We start from the raw sequence: 21,359 nt of genomic DNA on the forward strand, positions 1-21,359 counted from the left end.
TGCGATCTTTTGATCTGGATCTTGAAAATCAAAAGATCGCAGCCTCCGGCAGCTCCTACAGGGGTAGTGGGCGATCAGGTTTTTGCTCAATGGCTCAGGCCGTACTTTTTCACTTTGTCGAACAGCGTGGTCTTGGCCATGCCCAGTTCCTGGCTGGCCTGGGTCAGGTTGCCGCCGCTACGTTGCAAGGCATCGCTGAGCAGGTTGCGCTCGAACGCTTCCACCGCTTCGGCAAAGGCCAGGCCCTGATTGCCGGCGCCGGCACCGGTTTTCTTGAACGCCGGCAGGCCCAGGGCAAAGCGCTCGGCAACGTTGCGCAGTTCACGCACGTTACCCGGCCAGTCGTGGCTCATCAGGTTCGAAACGGTCTGGTTGTCCAACTCCGGCACCGAGCGGTCGAAGCGTAGGGACGACTGCTGCAAGAAGTGTTCGAACAATTGCAGGATGTCCTCGCGGCGTTCGCGCAGCGGTGGCAGTTCCAAGGTCACCACGTTTAGGCGGTAATACAGGTCGCTGCGGAACTCGCCGGCCTTGCTCGACTCGACGAGGTCGGATTTGGTCGCTGCGATGACGCGGCAATCCACCGCTACGCTCTGGTTCGAACCGAGGCGTTCGAGAGTGCGTTCCTGCAACACCCGCAGCAATTTGATCTGCAAGGGCAGGGGCATGCTTTCCACTTCGTCGAGGAACAGCGTGCCGCCGTCGGCGTGTTCGATCTTGCCGATCCGCCGTTTGCCCGCACCGGTAAAGGCGTTGGCTTCGTGGCCGAATATTTCGCTTTCGAACAGGTTCTCCGGCAGGCCGCCGCAGTTCAAGGCGACGAACTGCTTGGTGTGCCTCCGACTGAAATCGTGCAGGCAACGCGCGACCAATTCCTTGCCGGTGCCGGTCTCGCCTTCGATCAGCACGTTGGCCGAGGTATCGGCAACGTTGGCGATCAGTTCCCGCAGGTTCTGCATGGCGGGCGAGCGACCGATGATCCGCCCTTCGAGGGAATCGCGTTCGGCCAGTTGCCGACGCAACGACGAGACTTCTCGCGCCAGGCTGCGTTGCTCCAGGGCGCGGCGGGCGACATCCACCAGTCGTTCGGGGGAGAACGGCTTTTCCATGAAGTCGTAGGCGCCTTTCTGCATCGCGCCGACGGCCATGGAGATGTCGCCGTGCCCGGTGATCAGTACCACCGGCAGGCTGCGATCACGCTCCTTGAGTCGTGTCAGCAGTTCCAGGCCATCGATGCCCGGCAGGCGAATGTCGCTGACGACAATGCCGGCGAAGTTGTCGCCGACCTGCTCCAGGGCTTCTTCGGCGCTACCCACGCCAATGCAGGGAATGTCTTCCAGGGTCAGCGCCTGTTGGCAGCCGAGCAGCACATGGGGGTCGTCTTCGACGATCAATACACTAAGGTCGTTGTTCATATTGGCTCGGCGGGAGTGGGGCTTACCAACGGTAAACTGAGGACGAATGCGGTACCACCGCTGGCCGGGTGCTCGACACCCAGGTGACCGCCGGTGGCGGCGGCGAGGCTGGCGGAAAGGGTCAGGCCAAGGCCCAGGCCCTGTTCGCCGGGTTTGGTGGTGAAGAACGGTTCGAACAGGTGCTTGCGCGCTTCGGCGTCGATGCCGTGGCCGTTGTCACGCACGCGCAGGCGGTATTTGCCATCGAACTCTTCGCCTTCGAGCCACAGCTCGGGTTGCGGCTGCGCTTGCATGGCGTCGAGGGCGTTGCCGATCAGGTTGACCAGAATCTGCTCCAGGCGGGTCTGGTCGATCTGCACCTGCACATCGGTGAAATCGCGGTGCAGTTGCAGGTGAATGTTTTCCACCCGGCCACCGAGCAATTGCAGGGCCGCGTCCACGCCTTTGCCGAGGCAGGCCTGACCCTTGTCGTCCCCGCGCCGGGCGAACGAGCGCAGGCTGGCGGTGATCCGGCCCATGCGGTCGATCAGTTCGTTGATGGTCTTGAGGTTGGTGCTGGCCACGTCGAGCTGGCCGCGTTCGAGGAAGCGCACGGTATTGCCGGACAAGGTGCGCAGCGCCGCCAGCGGCTGGTTCAGTTCGTGGGCGATGCTGGTGGACATCTGGCCGATGGCCGCGAGTTTTCCGGCCTGTACCAATTCATCCTGGGCGCGGCGCAAGGTCTCTTCGGCCTGCCGGCGCTCGCGGATCTGGCCCTTGAGCCGTTCGTTGCTGGCGCGCAGGTCGGTGGTGCGTTCGGTAATCCGACGCTCCAGCTGATTGTTGGCTTCCTGCAAGGCTTCCCGGGCCGCGAGGCGGGTGGCGATCACCTTGCGCCGCTCGTTCCAGGCGATCAGCAGGAACGCCAGGAGGGCAAACGCCACGGCCACCAGGATCCCCTGATTGATCGCTTCGCGGCGCAAGTCCTGGAGTGGCGTGAGCAGGGTGAAATTCCACGGCGTATCGCTCAACGGCCGGGTTTGCGCCAGGTAGCTGATGTTTTCATCGTCGGACACCAGTTCGCTGTTGGCCGGGAACGTGAGTTTTTCCACACCTTCGGACAGGGTTTCCCGCGCCAGCGGCTGCAGTTCGTTGAGCGGGAACCAGTAGTACTGCAGGCTGCGGGCGAGTTTTTCCTTGGTTTCTTCGCTCAGCGGCACCACTGATTTCAAGCGCCGCGCCGGATCACTGGACAGAATGATGATGCCGTTCTCGTCGCTGACGAAGGCTTCCAGGCGTGCCCGTTGCCAGCGCTCTTCCATGGCTTCCAGGCGGACCTTGACCACCGCGACGCCGATGATCTTGCCGTGTTCTTCCAGGCCATGGGCCAGGTAGTAACCGGGTTCGCCGTTGGTGCTGCCGATGCCATAGAAGCGCCCCGGCTGACCGCGCACGGCGTTCTGGAAATAGGCGCGAAAGGACAGGTCTTCACCCAGGTAACTGTCGACATCGCGCCAATTGCTGGTGGCCATGACGCGGCCGGTGGTGTCCATCACGTAGATGGCCCGACTGCGGCTGCGCCGGTTCAGGCCTTCGAGGTAATCGTTGACCGTCTGCCGGTGTTCCGGGGTCGGGTCGGCCAGCAACTGCGGAACGCTGGTTTCGAGTTCCAGCAGGCTGGGCAGGTAGGTGTATTTGCTGATTTCGCTTTCGACCGCGCGGGCGTGCAGTTCCAGCTGGCGCTGTCCGTTTTCGCTGAGGCTGCGGATGCCGTAGTGCTCACTGATCCAGAAGCCGATATAGCCCAGGCCGATCATCATGGCGAGGATCAGCGGGGGCAGGAACAAATGACGAACCAGACGGGGTTTCACGGCGAGTGATGGCATTGCTGCGCGATAAAGAGTGGGGTCGCATTTCATCACAGATGCCTTGGGTCAACCACAACAACAAGCCCAGAGGACTCCCTGTAGGAGCTGCCGCAGGCTGCGATCTTTTGATCTTTGCTTGTTAAAGGCAACATCAAAAGATCGCAGCCTGCGGCAGCTCCTACAGGGGAGACCGTGAAGCTTTTTAGTGCTGCAGAATCTTGTTGAGGAAGTGCTGCGTACGCTCGGCACGGGCGTTGATGTCGCCGAAGAACTCTTCTTTCTTGCAGTCTTCGATGATCTTGCCCTGGTCCATGAAGATCACGCGGTCGGCCACTTTACGGGCGAAGCCCATTTCGTGGGTCACGCACATCATGGTCATGCCTTCGTGGGCCAGTTGCACCATCACGTCGAGCACTTCGTTGACCATTTCCGGGTCGAGCGCCGAGGTCGGTTCGTCGAACAGCATGACGATCGGGTCCATCGCCAGCGCACGGGCAATCGCCACACGCTGTTGCTGACCGCCGGACAATTGGCCCGGGTGCTTGTGGGCGTGGGCCGAGAGACCGACGCGTTCGAGCAGTTGCAGGCCTTTCTTGGTGGCTTCTTCCTTGCTGCGGCCCAACACCTTGATCTGCGCGATGGTCAGGTTCTCGGTGATGGTCAGGTGCGGGAACAGCTCGAAATGCTGGAACACCATGCCTACGCGGGAACGCAGTTTCGGCAGGTTGGTCTTCGGGTCGGCGATGGAGGTGCCGTCGACCACGATGTCGCCTTTCTGGAACGGTTCCAGGGCGTTGACGCACTTGATCAGGGTCGACTTGCCGGAACCGGATGGCCCGCACACCACGATCACTTCGCCTTTTTTGACCTCGGTGCTGCAATCAGTCAGTACCTGGAAGTCCCCATACCACTTGTTGATGCTTTTGATAGAGATCATACGGCGAACCTTTTTTGCAGACGCTTGACCAGCTGCGAGGCGGCAAAGCTGATGATGAAGTACACGAGACCCGCGAAAATCAGGAACTCATTGGAGCGGCCAATGATGTCGCCACTGGCGCGCGAAGCATTGAGGAAGTCCACCAGGCCGACGGCGTAGACCAGCGAGGTGTCCTGAAACAGGATGATGCTCTGTTGCAGCAGCAGTGGAGTCATCTTGCGGAACGCTTGCGGCAGGATGATCAGGCGCATCATCTGCCCGTAAGACATGCCCAGTGCCTGGGCAGCACCCATCTGGCCCTTGGGAATCGACTGCACACCGGCGCGGACGATTTCGCAGAAGTACGCGGCTTCGAACATCATGAAGGCCACGATGCACGAGGCGAACGCGCCGATCGGCGTGTCTTCGCCAGTGATCCAGCGCAGCACGAACGGTACCGCCAGGTAGAACCAGGTGATCACCAGCAGCAAGGGGATCGAGCGGAAATAGTTGACGTACGCGCCGGCGATATTCGACAGCAGCTTATTGTGGGACAGACGCATCAACGCCAGGAGGGTGCCGAGGATGATCCCGCCGACCACGCCCATGGCCATCAGCTTGAGGGTCATGACCATGCCGTTCCACAGGCCCGGCAGGGACGGGATGATGCCCGAGAAGTCGAATTCCATCATTTACCCCCTACGGAGATCAGGCCCGGTACGGCGACTTTCTTCTCGACCACACGCATCAGCAACATCAGGCTCATGTTCAGGGTGAAGTAGATCAGCGTTGCCAGGGTAAAGGCTTCGAACAGGTTGGCGGAGAACTCGGCGGTCTGTTTGGTCTGCGCGAGCAGTTCCATCAAGCCGATCAGCGAGGCCACGGAGGTGTTCTTGAAGACGTTCAAGAATTCCGAGGTAAGCGGCGGAATGATGATCCGGTAGGCCTGGGGCAGCAGCACGTTCCAGTAGATCTGCGGCAGCTTGAATCCCATGGCGCGGGCGGCGGATTCCTGACCTTTTGGCAGGGCCTGGATACCGGTGCGCACCTGTTCGCAAACCCGGGCGGTGGTGAACAGACCGAGGCACACGACGACGCTGAGGAAGGCCGAGGTGGTCGGGTTCAGATCCTGCTTGTACCACTCTTGCAGGTCCGCCGGCAGCAGGTCGGGTACCAGGAAGTACCAGATGAACAGCTGAACCAGCAGCGGCACGTTACGGAAGAGTTCAACGTAGCAGGTGGCGATGCCCGATACGATGCGGTTCGGCACGGTGCGCATGACGCCCAGGATCGAGCCCAGTGTCAGGGCGATGATCCAGGCCGCGATGGCGATGCCGATGGTCCAGCCCAAGCCGGTCACGTACCAGTCGAAATAGGTCTCGCTGCCCACGCCGGTGGACTTGAAGAACACGCCCCAGTCCCAGTTGTAATTCATTAGGGTCTCCCCTCAGTTCAATCGATGTACAAGTGCCCGCTTGGGGGAAGCTCCGTTCCCGCCCGATCTTTACGATCAGGCACACGCTCCCGGCTCGACAGCCACCGGTTCGAGTGTTTCCAAAAAATGCCAGCAGGAAGTGACCACCTCCTGAAAGGGCCAGGGCCCTCTCAGGAGATAAGGTTAGTCAGAAATCAGGACTTCTTGTCGTCAGCCGCTTTATCAGTCGGTTTGGCGATCAGGGCCTTGAGCTCGTCGCTCATCGGGAAGTTCAGGTTCAGGCCTTTTGGCGGGATTGGTTGCATGAACCATTTTTCGTAGATCTTGTTGATCTCGCCCGATGCGTAGGTGGCCTTGATGGCGTCATCCACAGCCTTTTTGAACGGCTCGTCGCCTTTGCGCACCATGCAGCCGTAGATTTCGTAGGACTGTGGAGTGCCGGTCACGGCCCAGTCGCTCGCCTTCTTGGCCTTGGCGGCTTCACCGGCCAGCAGGGCGTCGTCCATCATGAAGGCCACTGCGCGGCCGGTTTCCAGCATCTGGAACGACTCGCCGTGGTCTTTGGCGGAGATGACGTTCATGCCCATCTGTTTGTCGGCGTTCATCGACTTGAGGATGCGCTCGGACGTGGTGCCGGCGGTGGTCACGACGTTCTTGCCGGCCAGGTCAGGGAAATCCTTGTACTTGGAGTCTGCCTTGGACAGCAGGCGAGTACCGATTTCGAAGATGCCGACGGAGAAGTCAACTTGCTGCTGACGCTCGACGTTGTTGGTGGTGGAACCGCACTCGAGGTCCACGGTGCCGTTCTGCACCAGCGGGATACGGGTTTGCGAAGTCACCAGGTTGTACTTGACCTGGAGGTTCGGCATGTCCAGGTCTTTTTTGATGGCTTCGACGACTTTCAACTGGATGTCGTGGGAGTAGCCGACCGGTTTGCCGGAAGCGTCTGCAATGTAGGAAAACGGGATGGAAGCGTCGCGATGGCCCAGGGTGATGGTGCCGGACTCTTTGATCTTCTTCAGGGTGCCGGTGAGTTCGGCGGCGAAAACTGGCGTGCTGATCAGAGCGGCAGCAATGGCTGCGCCCAGGATATGGGGAACGATGCGCATCAAATTTTCCTCGACATTGTTTTTTTTATGGAGCCAGTTCATCGGCCCTTTTGTGCTGCAAAACACCTGAGCGCTATTGAGAGTCGGCGCAAAGGACATTCGTCGAAGAAGTGTAGAGCATGACTCGTGCCAGACCAGTGCGAATTGATCAAAGTATTGATTTATAAGGGGATTAAATATTTTTTGCGTTGAGATTTCACTGAGATGATCCGGTTAACCGAACCGACCCGCAGGTCGCGTTCGGAAAACCGAATGGTGGCAGGGTGCTACCCGATCATCAGGTGTACTTGCGCTTGTCGGGAGCCGGCGGGAAGTACTGGTACAACCAGGTTTCACTCAGCGTGCGGTCGTTGGTGCGGATGAACAGGCGCAGCTCCACAGGCTCGACGCTGTCATTGGTCGGGTACCAGTCAAACAGGATGCGGTAGCCCTTGATGTCATCGAGCTTGAGTACGCTGAAATCCTTGACCTCGCCGTTCGAGCAAGTGACTACAGGCTCGATGCCCGCGCCTTCAGGCAGGCGGTCCAGACCGCCGCCGGTGAAGTCCACGGCAAAACGACGGGCCCAGACTGGTGGGTAATGCTCGCCAGGCGCCCAGCCTTCGGTGAAGCCGCCCATCCCGGAACGGGTTGCATTGACTCGCGCCAGCGGAGTGCCGACCGGTGGCAGTGCGCTCCAGTACAGCTTGTAGCCGTAGTTCAGCGAATCCCCCGCAGCCACCGGTTTCTTCGGCGTCCAGAAGGCGACGATGTTGTCCATGGTCTCGCCGGTGGTCGGGATCTCCAGCAGATCGACCGAGCCTTCGCCCCATGCGGTGGTCGGTTCTACCCACAGGCTCGGGCGACGGCTGTACCAGTCGACGGTGTCCTGATAGCTGGCGAACTCGTGGTCGGTCTGCACCAGGCCGAAGCCCTTCGGGTCGGTATCGGCGAAGGCATTGAATTGCAGGGTCGCCGGGTTGTTCAGCGGGCGGCAGATCCACTCGCCGTTGCCGCGCCACATGGCCAAGCGGTCGGAATCGTGGATTTGCGGGTGAATGGTGTCGCACATGCGGCGTTCGTGGGTGCCGCAACTGAACATGCTGGTCATCGGCGCAATGCCCAGCTGGTCGATGGCGGTACGTGCGTTGACGTGGGCATCGACCTCCATCACCACGCGCTCGGCCTGGCAGTCGATATCGAAGCGGTAGGCACCGGTGGCGCTCGGCGAGTCGAGCAAGGCGTAGACCACGAAGCGGGTGCTGTCCTTGTTCGGTGTCTCGAACCAGAACTTGGTGAAGTCAGGGAATTCTTCGCGTTTCTTGGCGTAGGTGTCGATGGCCAGCCCGCGGGCCGACAAACCGTACTGGCCGGTGGCGTCCACCGCACGGAAATAGCTGGCGCCGAGGAAAGACACGACGTCGTGCTTGTCCAGTTCCGGGGCCTTGAACAGCTTGAAGCCGGAGAAACCCAGGTCGCCCTTGAGCTGTGCGGTGTCGACCGTGGTGTTTTCATAGTTGAACAGCGACGGGCGGAAATGCACCTCGCGGGCCATCCGGGTTTTCGGATCGACGCTGTACATGCGCACCGGCTGCTTGAAGCCCATGCCGACGTGGAAGAACTGCACGTCCAGTTGGCCCTTGAGTTCTTTCCACAACGAATGATTACCGTCGTAGCGGATCGCATTGAAGTTCTGCGGCGTCATGGTCGCCAAGGTCGGCGGCAACTGTTGCTTGGTGTCCTGGTAGCGATTGCTGGCGAGCTGTTTGGCCTGGAGCTTCAGCGCCTCGAAATCGAACGCGCTGGCCTCGCCATCAGCGGTGCCGCCGCTGGCGGCCCAGGCCTTGGCGGCCAACAGGCCCGTGGCGGACAAACCGGTGTAGGCCGCGATGGCCATGGAGGCTTTGAGCAAGTTCCTGCGGTGCATAAATACAACCTGTCGTGAACAATCCCGCGCCGTTCCTGGCACGTGCTGGATCAGAAATATCGGTTCGGACATGCCTTCGGCCAAACGCAACGGACTTTTAAACAGATGCCCGACAGCTTAAACCGTTCGATTGCAGAGCAAAATTGATTGATGGCACTGCGCCGGCTCGGCAATGAAACAAGACATGTCGGGAAACAATTCCGACAGGGGTTTCTGATTTGCAGGGCATTTCTGCTTTTTTCGACTAATTACTCTAAAAACCGCTTTTCAGCGCCCGGAATATTTCTATTCTGTGCACATGACCGGTTTATGCCCGAAAGACCGGTGCGGTTCAGTCGGCACGATGCGGCTGCTGAAAAGGGGGAGGGCGATGCGGTTTTTTGCAGTTTTCTTTGACGTTTAGAAGGACATCGTCCATGTCGAAAGTACAAGGCATCACCGAAATGTTGGGAATCTTTCCGTGTCTGGCCCTGGGGCGACGAAGACGCCGGCTCAACAGCGAGGAAATGAAACTGGTGGAACGCTATCGGGAGCTGTCGGAGAGCGACAGGATCGCGATGAGGTATCTGGTGGATGCGATGAGGAGTGTTTCGAGGTTTTGAGCAGGGCTGGTTACCGTGGGAGCCATTTGGCCTTCACGGTGGCCAGGCTGGTTAACCTGCCTGCATCCGCGTCGGCTATGCCAGCGTCTATTGCTTGCTGTCGGACAGATTGCTGGTCGAGCTTATGCAGATACGCTTCTGCAAACGAGCTATCACATGGAATCATTTCGATGATGTTTCGTTTGGCGCTGCGAGTCTCGTTCATGTGGAAACAACTCATTCAGCAGGACAATTATTTGAGAGGACTCAAACCAAAGGGACGGACTGTGAAGTCTGTCCCTGTTTGATCGGCTTGATACATCCCTTCAACGGCAAGTGCCAGCGATTGGGAAGGGGCGCTGCACCTGCATCAACTCAGGCATGTCTCGCCACTTGACCCAGGCGTGATGTTGGTAATGCAGCAAGGGCACCGAAACTCCCGCCCAATTCAACGAACTCAGGCTTGGCAGGTTTTCCACAGGCGCTGATTTCGCATCACGCAGCGAGGGTATGACTTCGTTGCTCAACCACTGACGCAGATTGCGGTTTTCCGGTACGAAGTGGTGAACCAGCAAGGCGTACATGCCTGATTCACTGACCATCAGGGTTTCGACTGTTTTGCCGTCCTTGAGCAGCCAGACAGTGCGACGTTGGTCGGGATCGAGTTTGAGGGTCAGGCGTTCATTGAGTGGTTTGCCCATCAATCGACCCAGATCCTGGACGCAGAACCAGACTTGGCTGTCTTGCATGAAGGCATGGAGGAAGCGGTTGTGGCGGGTGAAGACGGAGGGATCGAAATAGGGAGGAAGCGAGCTTTGGGGATGCATTGGCATGGCGTGATTTCCGTTTTGGCTTGGAAAGTCGCCACCAACCCTTCGACAGGTTGGGTGGCGGACCGAGTGGCGTTCGAAGTCGGGACACTTCCAGGTCAAAACGGAAGCCGAAAGGCCCGCGCCACACGGCCCGCCATAATGCAGAACTGAAGGCATAAAACAGCCACAGTTCTATGGGGGCACACGAGCACCGTTTTGACTTGTTCCGGCTTCGACTCCGGGCCGCTGATTTGGCAGCGACGGAGCAAAGCCTATCGGTCAGGCGCTCGCGGCGCCAAGTCTACTCTGGCGACACTTGTTGTAGGAAACGAGGGTTTTTCAGGAAGGCTGCGCCTGTAGGAATTTCCTGTGTTTGCACTGGACAGAACTCGCCCCGAGATCGCACTTGATCCCGGGGCGATTTTCATTAGTGACTAACCTTCCAAGCATCCCCCGCAGGTGCCGTACCGTGGTCATACGGCTTGGCGATCCACATGTAGAGCAGGCCCAAACCAATGACGATGGCAGTGCTCAGCACCATCGCGTAGTTGATGTACCACGCGGCATCCGGGGTGCGTGGCCAGGCCATGTTGATGATGGCTCCGACACCATAGACCAGCGCGCCGATGTTCACCGCCCAGCCCCAGGCGCCGAGGGTGAATTTGCCGCTTGGTTTCCAGCCCTTCAGGCGGGCGTACAGGGCTGCGAGCACGATCATCTGGAACGCCAGATAGATGCCGATGGCCGCGAAGCTGACGATGGTGGCGACCGCGTCTTGCAGGAAGAAGCCGAGGATGATGATCAGTGCCGGCAGGACACTGGACACGAACAGCGCGGCAACCGGAACCTGGGTTGTAGGGGAAATCTTCTTCAGCATTCGGCTGCCGATGACCATTTCATCACGAGCGTAGGAATACAGCAGACGACTGGCCGCCGCTTGCAGGCTGATCACGCAGGAGATGAAGGAGATCATTACCACACCCATCACCACTTTCGAACCGACCGGGCCGAAGGCGTTGTTGAGGATGGTGGTGACCGGGTCCTTGTCGGTGCCGTTAATCACCGCTTGCATGTCCGGCACGGCCAGGATCAGCGCCAGGCAGGCGAACATCGCTGCGATGCCGCCGATGTAGATGGTCATGCGCATGGCCACCGGGATTTTCTTGCTCGGGTTCGGGGTTTCTTCGGCGACATCGCCGCACGCCTCGAAGCCGTAGTACAGGAACATCCCCGCCAGCGACGCGGTGAGGAAGGCCGGCAGATACGAGCCGTCGACGCTGATATCGAAGGTGTTGAACAACACACTGATGGGCTGATGACGCTCGAAAATCAGCAGGTAAACGCCGACGATCACGGCGCCCACCAGCTCGCAGAGGAAGCCGAACATGGCGATCCGCGCCAGCACTTTGGTGCCGCTGAGGTTGACCAGGGTGGCGAATAGCGTCAGGAACAGGGCGATGATGATGTTGGTGTTGTTGCTCGGTTCAAAGCCCATCATGGCGGCGAGGTACGGACCGGCACCGACAGCAACGGCGGCGATGGTCACGCACAGGGCGATGGAGTAGATCCAGCCGACCATCCACGCCCAGCGTTTGCCCACCAAGCGGCGAGCCCATGGGTACACACCGCCGGAAATCGGGAACTGCGAGACCACTTCACCGAAGATCAGGCACACCAGCAACTGGCCGCAACCGACCAGTAAGTAGGCCCAGAACATCGGTGGCCCGCCGGCGGCGAGGCACAGGCCGAACAGGGTATAAACCCCTACGACCGGAGACAGATAGGTGAAGCCCAGGGCGAAGTTTTCCCACAGGCTCATGCTGCGATTGAAGTTGGAGGTGTAGCCCAGCTTGCGCAGTTGCTCGGCATCGCTGTCGGCAAGGGCTGCAGAGAGATCGGGTGATGCACTCATGTGTGATTGCTCCGGAAAATCGGCAGATTTCGGATGTCCGAAACCGTGACGGGGCCTTGAAGGCACCGCCCGGATCGGTGGTTATTGTTTTTTTGAGTTGCGGTGAATCCTTGGTGTAAATCGCTGACATCATCCGTGTGTCTGCTGAAAAGATCGCAGCCTGCGGCAGCTCCTACAGGGTGTACGGCGCTCTTTGTAGGCGCTGCCGCAGGCTGCGATCTTTTCGCGGTTAATGCTTGAACATCACATGCCGCACAACGGTGTAGTCCTCGAGCCCGTACATGGACATGTCCTTGCCATAGCCGGACAGTTTCTGACCGCCGTGGGGCATTTCGCTGACCAGCATGAAGTGCGTATTCACCCAGGTGCAGCCGTATTGCAGACGTGCCGACAGGCGATGGGCGCGGCCGACGTCGGTGGTCCACACGGAGGAGGCCAGGCCGTAGTCCGAATCGTTGGCCCAACCCAGCACCTGCGCTTCATCGGCGAATTTGGTCACCGACACCACTGGCCCGAACACTTCGCGGCGCACGATTTCGTCGTCCTGTTGTGCATCGGCCAACACGGTTGGTTCGAAGAAGAAACCGTTGCCCTCAACCACCTTGCCGCCGGTGATCAGCCGTATGTGCGGCTGGGCGATGGCCCGCTCGACGAAACCGGCAACGCGGTCGCGGTGTTGCGCGGTGATCAGAGGGCCGAGTTCGGTCGACGGATCATCCTGCAAGCCGTACTTGATGCTGCTGACGGCGGCACCGAGTTTCTCCACGAACTTGTCGTAGATGCCTTCCTGGGCATAGATGCGGCAGGCGGCGGTGCAGTCCTGGCCTGCGTTGTAGAAACCGAAGGTGCGGATGCCTTCGACGGCGGCGTCGATGTCGGCGTCGTCGAAGATGATCACCGGAGCCTTGCCGCCCAGTTCCATGTGCATGCGTTTGACGCTGTCGGCGGTGCTGGAAATGATGTTCGAACCGGTGGCAATCGAACCGGTCAGCGACACCATGCGCACTTTCGGGTGGGTCACCAGCGGGCTACCGACGGTAGGACCACGGCCAAACACCAGGTTGAGTACACCGGCCGGGAAGATGTCCGACGCCAGTTCAGCCAGGCGCAGGGCGGTCAGCGGGGTTTGTTCCGACGGCTTGAGCACCACGGTATTGCCGGCGGCCAGGGCCGGGGCGACTTTCCAGGCGACCATCATCAGCGGGTAGTTCCACGGCGCGATGGAGGCGATCACGCCCACCGGGTCGCGACGGATCATCGAGGTGTGGCCCGGCAGGTACTCGCCGCCAGCCGAACCGCTCATGCAACGGCTGGCGCCGGCGAAGAATCGGAACACGTCGGCAATCGCCGGGATCTCGTCGTTCAGCGCGGCGCTGTAGGGCTTGCCGCAGTTGTCCGATTCCAGTTTGGCCAGCTCTTCGCCATGGGCTTCGATGGCATCGGCGAGTTTGAGCAGCAGCAGCGAGCGCGCTTTCGGCGGGGTATGCGACCAGCTGTCGAACGCGGCGTCGGCGGCGCGTACGGCAGCATCGACCTGGGCTTCGCTGGCTTCGTTGATTTCCACCAGCACACGGCCCAGCGCCGGGTTGAACACCGGTTGGGCGGGGCCTTCGCCAGCGAGCAGTTGGCCGTTGATCAAGAGTTTGGTTTGCATGGCATGTGTCCTCTTCGAAGCAATTATTTTTCTCTGTAGAAACCGAATCCTGTAGGAGCTGCCGAAGGCTGCGATCCTTTGATCTTTATCTTCAAAAAAACAAAATCAAAAGATCGCAGCCTTCGGCAGCTCCTACAGGGGTAATGGGGTGTCGGTTACTTGCCACCACTGCCCGCAACGCTCTCACCACCCCGGGTCAGGTAATAGGCACCGAGAATCGGCAACATGGTCACGATCATCACCAGCATCGCCACCACGTTGGTCACCGGCACATCCCGTGGGCGGCTGAGCTGGTTGAGCAGCCACAGCGGCAGGGTGCGTTCATGGCCGGCGGTGAAGGTGGTGACGATGATTTCGTCGAACGACAGGGCAAACGCCAGCATGCCGCCGGCCAGCAACGCCGAGCCGAGGTTCGGCAGGATGATGTAGCGGAAGGTCTGCCAGCCGTCGGCGCCGAGGTCCATCGACGCCTCGATCAAACTGTGAGAAGTACGGCGCAAGCGGGCGATGACGTTGTTGTAGACGATCACCACGCAGAAGGTCGCGTGGCCGACGATGATGGTGAACATCCCCGGCTCGATTCCCAATGTCTTGAAGGTCGCCAGCAGCGCGATCCCGGTGATGATCCCCGGCAGGGCAATCGGCAGGATCAGCATCAGCGAGATGCCCTGCTTACCGAAGAAGTCCCGGCGGTACAGCGCGGCCGAAGCCAATGTGCCGAGCACCATGGCGATCAGCGTGGCAATCGAGGCGATCTGCAACGACAGCTTTATGGACTCAAGCACGTCCGGCCGCGAGAACGCCACGCCGATCCACTTCCAAGTGAAACCCTTGGGTGGAAAGCTGAACGCCGCGTCTTCGGTGTTGAAGGCGTACAGGAAGATGATCAGGATCGGGAAGTGCAGGAACAGCAACCCGCCCCAGGCCGCGATGCGCAGGCCAAAAGAAGCTTTCTCAGAGTGCATCGAAGGCCCCCAGTCGTTTGACAATGGACAGGTAAATGGCGATCAGCACAATCGGTACCAGGGTGAAGGCGGCGGCCATCGGCATGTTGCCGATCGCGCCTTGCTGGGCGTACACCATGCTGCCGACGAAGTAGCCGGGCGGGCCGACCAGTTGCGGCACGATGAAGTCGCCCAGGGTCAGCGAGAAGGTGAAGATCGAGCCGGCGGCAATGCCCGGGATCGACAGCGGCAGAATCACTTGCATGAAGGTCTGGCGCGGCTTGGCGCCGAGGTCGGCGGAGGCATGTAGCAGCGACGGCGGCAAGCGTTCGAGCGAGGCCTGGATCGGCAGGATCATGAACGGCAGCCAGATGTAGACGAACACCATGAAGCGCCCCAGGTGCGAGGTCGACAAGGTACTGCCGCCAACCCCCGGAATGCCCAGCACGAACTGCAGGACCGGCTCCAGCCCCAGGTGCTGCACGAACCACTGCGCCACGCCGCCCTTGGCCAGCAGCAGGGTCCAGGCGTAGGCCTTGACGATGTAACTGGCCCACATCGGCATCATCACGGCGATGTAGAAAAACGCCTTGGTCTTGCCGGTGGTGTAGCGCGCCATGTAGTAGGCAATCGGGAACGCGACGATGGCGCTGGCAATCGACACCACAATCGCCATGCCCAGGGTGCGCAGGATGATGTCGAAGTTCGACGGCTGGAACAGCGCGGTGAAGTTCGCCAGGGTCAGGTCGGGGGTGACCGCCATGGTGAAGTCGTCGAAGGTGTAGAAGCCTTGCCACAGCAACGTCAGCAACGAGCCCAGGTAGATCGCGCCGAACCACAGCAACGGCGGCACCAGCAGCATCGACAGGTACAGGTTCGGCCGGCGATACAACAGGTTGGAAAACCTGCGCAACGGCGAGCCGCCTGACGAGGATTGAGAAATAGCCAAGGTGCTCATCTCACACCCCGCCTGCAAGGGTGTCGTGCAACTGGACCATTGCTTCCCGCGCCCAGCGTGCGCTGAGGCGCTGCCCGGTCTGGTGTTGCGCGCTGCTGTCGATCCACTGAATGTTGGCCTGGCTGATATTCAGGGTCTGGCCGTTTTCCAGTTTCAGTTCGTAGCGGGTGGCGCTGCCCTGGTACTGGATGTCATGCAGCAAACCGCTGACTTCGATTTCGTGGCTGGCCAGCGGGCCTTCGGCGAAGCGCACGTGTTCCGGACGAATCGAGAACGGCTGCGGATTGCCGCTGAGCTGCCAGGCCAGCTCGCCGCGAATCACGTTGGAGGTGCCGACGAATTCCGCCACGAAGGTGGTGGCCGGTTTCATGTACAGGTTGCGCGGGCTATCGACCTGTTCAATGCGGCCCTTGTTGAACACGGCCACGCGGTCGGACATCGACAGCGCTTCGGTCTGGTCGTGGGTCACGAAAATGAAGGTGATGCCGAGCTGACGTTGCAGTTTCTTCAACTCGCCCTGCATTTGCTCGCGCAGTTTCAGGTCGAGGGCGCCGAGGGGTTCGTCGAGCAGCAGTACGCGAGGACGGTTGACCAAAGCGCGGGCCAGGGCCACACGCTGGCGCTGACCGCCGGAGAGCTGCACCGGCTTGCGCTCGCCGTAGCCGCCGAGGGCGACCATCTCCAGGGATTCTTCGGCGCGCTTGAGGCGTTCGGCCTTGCCGATGCCTTTGACTTTCAAACCGTAGGCGACGTTGTCGCGCACGTTCATGTGCGGGAACAGCGCGTAATCCTGGAACACGGTGTTCACGTCGCGCTGGTACGGCGGCAGGCCGGCGGCCTCTTCGCCATGAATTCGGATGGAGCCTGCGCTCGGTTGTTCAAAACCGGCGATCAGGCGCAAACAGGTGGTCTTGCCCGAGCCGGACGGCCCCAGCATGGAGAAGAACTCGCCGTCCTGGATGTCGATGGAAACCCGGTCTACGGCTTTCACTTCGCCGAATTGACGGGAAACGTTGGTGAACTGGACTGCAAGCGTCATGGTGCGGTGCTCCAAAAAGGCGCGCTTTCTTTCAACGGAATCGAGTGTGCTGTGAAAAGATCGCAGCCTGCGGCAGCTCCTACAGGATTTGTAGAAGACGCCGCATCTTCGGTGCTCGCGGTCGTAGGAGCTGCCGAAGGCTGCGATCTTTTGATCTCAAGAGGGCTTAACGACCGCCCATGATCGCGATGTAGTCCTGGGTCCAGCGGCTGTACGGCACGAACTTGCCGCCTTCAGCCTGCGGGGTTTTCCAGAAGGCGATCTTGTCGAACTGGTCGAAACCGTTGGTCTTGCAACCTTCGGCGCCGAGCAATTCACTGCCCTGGCACGCTGCCGGCACTGCTGGCAGCGAGCCGAACCACGCAGCTACGTCACCCTGGACTTTCGGTTGCAGCGACCAGTCCATCCACTTGTAGGCGCAGTTCGGGTGCTTGGCCTCGGCGTGCAACATGGTGGTGTCGGCCCACCCGGTGGCGCCTTCTTTCGGGATGGTTGAGGCGATTGGCTGCTTCTCGTTCATCAGGCCGTTGACCTGATACGGCCAGGCGCCGGAGGCGACCACGCCTTCGTTCTTGAAGTCGCTCATTTGCACAGTGGTGTCGTGCCAGTAGCGGTGGATCAACGGCTGCTGGGCGCGCAGCAGATCGAGCACGGCCTTGTACTGGGCTTCGGTCAGTTCGTAGGGGTTCTGGATGCCCAGTTCCGGTTTGGCGGTCTTCAGGTACAGCGCTGCGTCGGCGATGTAGATCGGGCCGTCATAGGCCTGCACGCGGCCCTTGTTCGGCTTGCCGTCCGGCAGATTTTCCGCGTTGAACAACACACCCCAGCTGGTGGGCGCGGTCTTGAACACGTTGGTGTTGTACATCAGTACGTTCGGGCCCCACTGGTACGGGGTGCCGTAGGTCTGCTTGTTGACCACGTACCACGGTGCATCTTTCAGGCGCGGGTCGAGGTTCTTCCAGTTCGGGATCAACGCGGTGTTGATCGGCTGCACACGCTTGCCGACGATCAGGCGCAGGGAGGCGTCGCCGGACGCGGTCACCAGGTCGTAACCGCCCTTGGCCATCAGGCTGACCATTTCATCGGAGGTGGCGGCGGTCTTGACGTTGACCTTGCAGCCGGTTTCCTTCTCGAAACCGGTCACCCAGTCGTAGGCCTTGTCGCTCTCGCCACGTTCGATGTAGCCGGGCCAGGCCACAATATCCAGTTGGCCTTCGCCCGCCCCGACAGCTTTGAGCGGCTCGGCGGCCTGGACACTGGCGCTGGCCAGCAGCGCGGTGGTGATTGCACTGAGCAGTGCGGTCTTGTGCACGAACATGGGAATTCCCTCTTCTTTAAATTATGGTCGGGGCAGTTGTGAACGTGATGAAGCATGCCGTTGGTGGCTTGTTATTAGCGTAGTCAGAGATGCTCGCCATGGCGGGCCATGATGTGCCGCACCACGCTGTAGTCTTGAAGCGAATCGCTGGACAGGTCTTTGCCGTAGCCCGAGCGTTTCAGGCCGCCATGGGGCATTTCGCTGACCAGCATGAAGTGGCTGTTGATCCAGGTGCAGCCGTACTGCAAGCGCGCCGCGACCTGCATGGCCTTGTCGAGGTTCTGGGTCCAGACCGACGAGGCCAGGCCGTATTCCGAATCGTTGGCCCAGTCCACCGCTTGTTCCAGCTCATCGAAGCGAGTCACGGTGACCACTGGCCCGAACACTTCGCGCTGGACGATCTCGTCACTTTGCTTGCAACCGGCGAGCAGGGTCGGCTGGTAATAGAAGCCGGCGCCGGAGTGCACCGCCGCGCCGGTCACCCGCTCGATGTGCGGCTGGCCGAGGGCACGTTCGACAAAGCTGGCCACGCGGTCACGCTGGCGGGTGCTGATCAGCGGGCCGATTTCGTTGTCGGCATCGCGTTTTCCGGCGAAACGCAGGCTGCTGACGGCGGCGCCGAGCTCGGCCACCAGACGGTCATGAATCCCGGCCTGGGCGTAAATGCGGCAAGCGGCGGTGCAATCCTGGCCGGCGTTGTAATAGCCGTAGGTGCGTACGCCTTCGACCACGGCCTGAATGTCGGCATCGTTGCAGACGATCACCGGGGCCTTGCCGCCGAGTTCGAGGTGGGTGCGTTTGAGTGTCTTCGACGCGGCCTGGAGAATCTTCTGGCCGGTGACGATATCGCCCGTCAGCGACACCATGCGGATCTTCGGATGGCTCACCAGATGGCTGCCGACGCCTTCGCCGCCACCGCAAACGATGTTGATTACACCGCGCGGCAGGATTTCGGCGAGTGCCGGGGCCAGGGCCAGGATCGACAGCGGTGTGTGTTCCGATGGCTTGAACACCAGGGTGTTGCCGGCGGCCAGGGCCGGGGCGATTTTCCACGCGGCCATCATGATCGGGTAGTTCCACGGCGCAATCGACGCCACGACCCCGATAGGATCGCGCCGGACCATGCTGGTGTAGCCCAGCAGGTATTCGCCGCTGAGCTGGCCGGTCTGGCAACGCACGGCACCGGCGAAGAAGCGGAACACGTCGACCGTGGCATTCAGGTCGTCCTGACGGGCCAGGTGCAGCGGCTTGCCACAGTTCATGGATTCGAGGCGGGCCAGCAGGTCGGCGTTTTTTTCGATGGCGTTGGCGATCTCCAGCAACAGGTTCGAACGCTGTTGTGGCGTGGTCCGCGACCAACCGGCAAAGGCACGGTGGGCGGCGAGGATGGCTGCTTCGACTTGCTCGGTGCTGGCTTCGGCGATCCGGGTCAGGACTTCGCCGGTGGCGGGGTTGAGAATCGGCTCGACGCAGCCTTGACCGGCAACCAATTCACCATCGATCAACAATGCGGTGAACAACGGGGTCTGCGCGCCAGCCATTTTTCGGGTTCTCGTTTTTTGTGTGGCTTGTTGTGTAGACATGGCAGCGCTCCCTGTGACTGGGGCCCGGCCGTCTTTATTGGATGCAACAAGACTAGTTCGCGGACCCGAGGACAACAAATACTAAATACTGAAGGTGGCGTTCGATTAAATAGATGGCTTGCGCCCGCCGTGGGGTTGTTCGCGGGCGACCGTGAGAAACGGGTCCACCAGTGCCGGCCGCGCGGTGCCGCGACGCCACGCCAGGCCGACATCCAGGGTCTGGCTGAGGTCGGCGATCGGCCGTGCTTCGATGATGTCGCCCTCCAGTGACCACGGGCGATAGGTCATGTCGGGCTGGATCGATACGCCCAAACCGGCAGCCACCAGGCTTCGCACCGCTTCGGTCGAGGCTGTGCGCAGGGTGATGCGCGGTTGCAAGGAGGCTGCCGACCACATGCGCTGGGCGTTGCGGTCCATTTCATCGACGTTCAGTTGAATCAATGGCTCGCGGGCCACGTCGGCGAGGTTGATGCTGTCGTGTTCCAGCAGCGGGTGCTGGGCCGGCAGCCATAGCCGGTGCGGCGAATGGGTCAGCACTTCGGTCTGCAAGGCGTGGCGGTCTTCGAGATTGGACAGGATCAACACGCCGACATCGATCTCGCCGCTGACCAGCAAATGCTCGATGTACGGGCGCTCATCTTCCATCACGCGGATTTCCACGTTGGGGTAGGCGCGCTGGAAACGGGTGAGCAGATCCGCCAGGTAATAACCGGCCACCAGGCTGGTCACGCCGACGATCAGTTGCCCGGCGACCTGGTCGGTGCTCTGTTGCAGGCTGCGCTTGGCGTTATCCACCGTGGCCAGGATCAAGTGCGCCTGACGCAGGAATTGATGCCCCTGGTGGGTCAGGGTCATGCCCTTGGCGTGGCGGCTGAACAGGCTGACGCCAATCTCCTCCTCCAGTTGCTGGATCGCCAGAGTCAGGGTCGACTGGGAAATGAACGCGGTTTGCGCGGCGGCCGAGATCGAGCCGGTCTCGGCCACGGCGATGAAGTGACGGATCTGACGCAAGGTCATCATGGGAAAGCACCCGGTGGGCTGTTTTTATCGATTGGCGAGAGTGTATATCTTTTTTTCTGATAGGCCGGCGCAAGCGGCAATGCACGCACTGAGACAATGCAACATCTGGAAGCACTCTCGCCCACGGGGCGTGGGCACTTTCGTTTTAGGCTGGTGGTCTTGGTTTCAGGTTAAACGTTTTGTGGAGGCGGTAAATGAACACCCGTGGATTGCTCGATCAACTACTCAAATCCGGCCAGGATCTGTTGCAGAACAAGGCCGGCAGCCCACAGCAAAAGGGCGCGAGCGGTGGCACCAGTGCCCTCGGCAGTTTGCTCTCCGGCGCGAGTGGCGGGGCATTGGCGGCAGGCGCCATGGGCTTGCTGCTCGGCAGCAAAAAGGCCCGTAAAGTCGGGGGCAAGGTCGCGGTCTACGGCGGTCTCGCCGCGTTGGGAGTGTTGGCCTATAAAGCCTACGGTAACTGGCAGGCGCAGCAGGGCGGCGCAGCCGCTACGGAACCGCAAACCCTGGACCGCGTGCCGGCCGCACAAGTCGAGCTGCACAGTCAGGCGATTCTCAAGGCGCTGGTGGCCGCGGCCAAGGCTGATGGTCATGTCGATGAGCGTGAGCGTGCCTTGATCGAAGGCGAATTCACCCGGCTCGACAGCGACCAGGAACTGCAACACTGGCTGCACGCCGAACTCAATAAACCGCTGGACCCGAGCGATGTCGCCCGCGCCGCCCGCTCCCCGGAAATCGCCGCCGAGATGTACATCGCCAGCGTGATGATGGTGGACGAGGAAAACTTCATGGAGAAGGCCTACCTCGACGAACTGGCGCGCCAGCTCAAGCTCGAGCCGGGGTTGAAAGCCGAGCTGGAGAAGCAGGTTCGCCAGGCTTCCCTGTAAACCTTCAGTCCGCCATCGCGAGC

19 protein-coding genes are annotated in these 21,359 nt (G+C 60.6%); 2 read left to right on the plus strand and 17 right to left on the minus strand.

The window, feature by feature from the left end; translation table 11 throughout:
• Positions 1-86 precede the first annotated feature (86 nt).
• From aauR to AC3IP0_RS05400, 7 genes are all read right to left on the minus strand, one after another.
• Positions 87-1,415: a two-component response regulator AauR gene (gene aauR / locus AC3IP0_RS05370; RefSeq protein ID WP_489318539.1), complete on the minus strand. Its 1,329-nt coding sequence runs from the start codon at positions 1,413-1,415 to the stop codon at positions 87-89.
• A complete protein-coding gene (gene aauS, locus AC3IP0_RS05375) occupies positions 1,412-3,313 on the minus strand; it encodes a two-component sensor histidine kinase AauS (RefSeq protein ID WP_489326828.1) in 1,902 nt (633 codons plus the stop codon). Before aauS ends, aauR begins: the two co-directional genes overlap by 4 nt.
• Before the next feature lie 151 nt (positions 3,314-3,464).
• On the minus strand, positions 3,465-4,199 hold the full coding sequence (locus tag AC3IP0_RS05380) for an amino acid ABC transporter ATP-binding protein (protein WP_057716227.1): 735 nt from the start codon (positions 4,197-4,199) through the stop codon (positions 3,465-3,467).
• Positions 4,196-4,867 carry an amino acid ABC transporter permease gene (locus AC3IP0_RS05385; protein WP_489319726.1) on the minus strand — a complete coding sequence of 224 codons (672 nt, stop codon included), beginning with the start codon at positions 4,865-4,867 and terminating at the stop codon, positions 4,196-4,198. Before AC3IP0_RS05385 ends, AC3IP0_RS05380 begins: the two co-directional genes overlap by 4 nt.
• Positions 4,867-5,613 (minus strand): amino acid ABC transporter permease, encoded by a 747-nt coding sequence (locus AC3IP0_RS05390; protein ID WP_489318541.1) that lies wholly within the window; start codon positions 5,611-5,613, stop codon positions 4,867-4,869. The genes AC3IP0_RS05385 and AC3IP0_RS05390 overlap by 1 nt, the downstream gene beginning before the upstream one ends.
• Positions 5,614-5,807: 194 nt before the next feature.
• A complete protein-coding gene (locus tag AC3IP0_RS05395; protein WP_489318542.1) occupies positions 5,808-6,722 on the minus strand; it encodes a glutamate/aspartate ABC transporter substrate-binding protein in 915 nt (304 codons plus the stop codon).
• A gap of 277 nt (positions 6,723-6,999) precedes the next feature.
• A complete protein-coding gene (locus tag AC3IP0_RS05400; protein WP_489318543.1) occupies positions 7,000-8,628 on the minus strand; it encodes a glucan biosynthesis protein D in 1,629 nt (542 codons plus the stop codon).
• Positions 8,629-9,044: 416 nt separating this feature from the next.
• On the opposite strand from AC3IP0_RS05400, the gene AC3IP0_RS05405 reads away from it, so the two are divergent.
• A complete protein-coding gene (locus AC3IP0_RS05405) occupies positions 9,045-9,230 on the plus strand; it encodes a hypothetical protein (RefSeq protein ID WP_046041279.1) in 186 nt (61 codons plus the stop codon).
• A 10-nt stretch (positions 9,231-9,240) separates the two neighbouring features.
• Here AC3IP0_RS05405 and AC3IP0_RS05410 read toward each other — a convergent pair whose 3' ends face one another.
• The 10 genes from AC3IP0_RS05410 to AC3IP0_RS05455 form a co-directional block, all read right to left on the minus strand.
• Complete coding sequence (locus AC3IP0_RS05410) at positions 9,241-9,435, minus strand: hypothetical protein (protein ID WP_489318544.1); 195 nt, start codon at positions 9,433-9,435, stop codon at positions 9,241-9,243.
• A gap of 100 nt (positions 9,436-9,535) precedes the next feature.
• Positions 9,536-10,042: a BRO-N domain-containing protein gene (locus AC3IP0_RS05415; RefSeq protein WP_489318545.1), complete on the minus strand. Its 507-nt coding sequence runs from the start codon at positions 10,040-10,042 to the stop codon at positions 9,536-9,538.
• Between the two features lie 406 nt (positions 10,043-10,448).
• Positions 10,449-11,933: an APC family permease gene (locus tag AC3IP0_RS05420; protein WP_489318546.1), complete on the minus strand. Its 1,485-nt coding sequence runs from the start codon at positions 11,931-11,933 to the stop codon at positions 10,449-10,451.
• A 229-nt stretch (positions 11,934-12,162) separates the two neighbouring features.
• The gene (locus AC3IP0_RS05425) at positions 12,163-13,587 is read right to left on the minus strand and encodes a gamma-aminobutyraldehyde dehydrogenase (RefSeq protein WP_489318547.1); all 1,425 of its coding nucleotides are present in this window, start codon (positions 13,585-13,587) and stop codon (positions 12,163-12,165) included.
• A gap of 155 nt (positions 13,588-13,742) precedes the next feature.
• Positions 13,743-14,552 carry an ABC transporter permease gene (locus tag AC3IP0_RS05430; RefSeq protein ID WP_489318548.1) on the minus strand — a complete coding sequence of 270 codons (810 nt, stop codon included), beginning with the start codon at positions 14,550-14,552 and terminating at the stop codon, positions 13,743-13,745.
• Complete coding sequence (locus tag AC3IP0_RS05435; protein WP_489326829.1) at positions 14,542-15,489, minus strand: ABC transporter permease; 948 nt, start codon at positions 15,487-15,489, stop codon at positions 14,542-14,544. The genes AC3IP0_RS05430 and AC3IP0_RS05435 overlap by 11 nt, the downstream gene beginning before the upstream one ends.
• Position 15,490: 1 nt before the next feature.
• Positions 15,491-16,528, minus strand: a complete 1,038-nt coding sequence (locus tag AC3IP0_RS05440) for an ABC transporter ATP-binding protein (protein ID WP_489326830.1) — start codon at positions 16,526-16,528, stop codon at positions 15,491-15,493.
• A 166-nt stretch (positions 16,529-16,694) separates the two neighbouring features.
• The gene (ydcS, locus tag AC3IP0_RS05445) at positions 16,695-17,846 is read right to left on the minus strand and encodes a putative ABC transporter substrate-binding protein YdcS (RefSeq protein WP_489326831.1); all 1,152 of its coding nucleotides are present in this window, start codon (positions 17,844-17,846) and stop codon (positions 16,695-16,697) included.
• Between the two features lie 83 nt (positions 17,847-17,929).
• Positions 17,930-19,429, minus strand: coding sequence for a gamma-aminobutyraldehyde dehydrogenase (locus AC3IP0_RS05450; RefSeq protein WP_489326833.1), 1,500 nt, complete (start codon positions 19,427-19,429; stop codon positions 17,930-17,932).
• A gap of 105 nt (positions 19,430-19,534) precedes the next feature.
• A complete protein-coding gene (locus AC3IP0_RS05455; protein ID WP_007975056.1) occupies positions 19,535-20,449 on the minus strand; it encodes a LysR family transcriptional regulator in 915 nt (304 codons plus the stop codon).
• A 194-nt stretch (positions 20,450-20,643) separates the two neighbouring features.
• Between AC3IP0_RS05455 and AC3IP0_RS05460 the strand changes: the two genes are divergently transcribed.
• Positions 20,644-21,336 carry a tellurite resistance TerB family protein gene (locus tag AC3IP0_RS05460; RefSeq protein WP_489318552.1) on the plus strand — a complete coding sequence of 231 codons (693 nt, stop codon included), beginning with the start codon at positions 20,644-20,646 and terminating at the stop codon, positions 21,334-21,336.
• Positions 21,337-21,359 lie beyond the last annotated feature (23 nt).

This window comes from Pseudomonas sp. GL_103 (genome assembly GCF_057835175.1).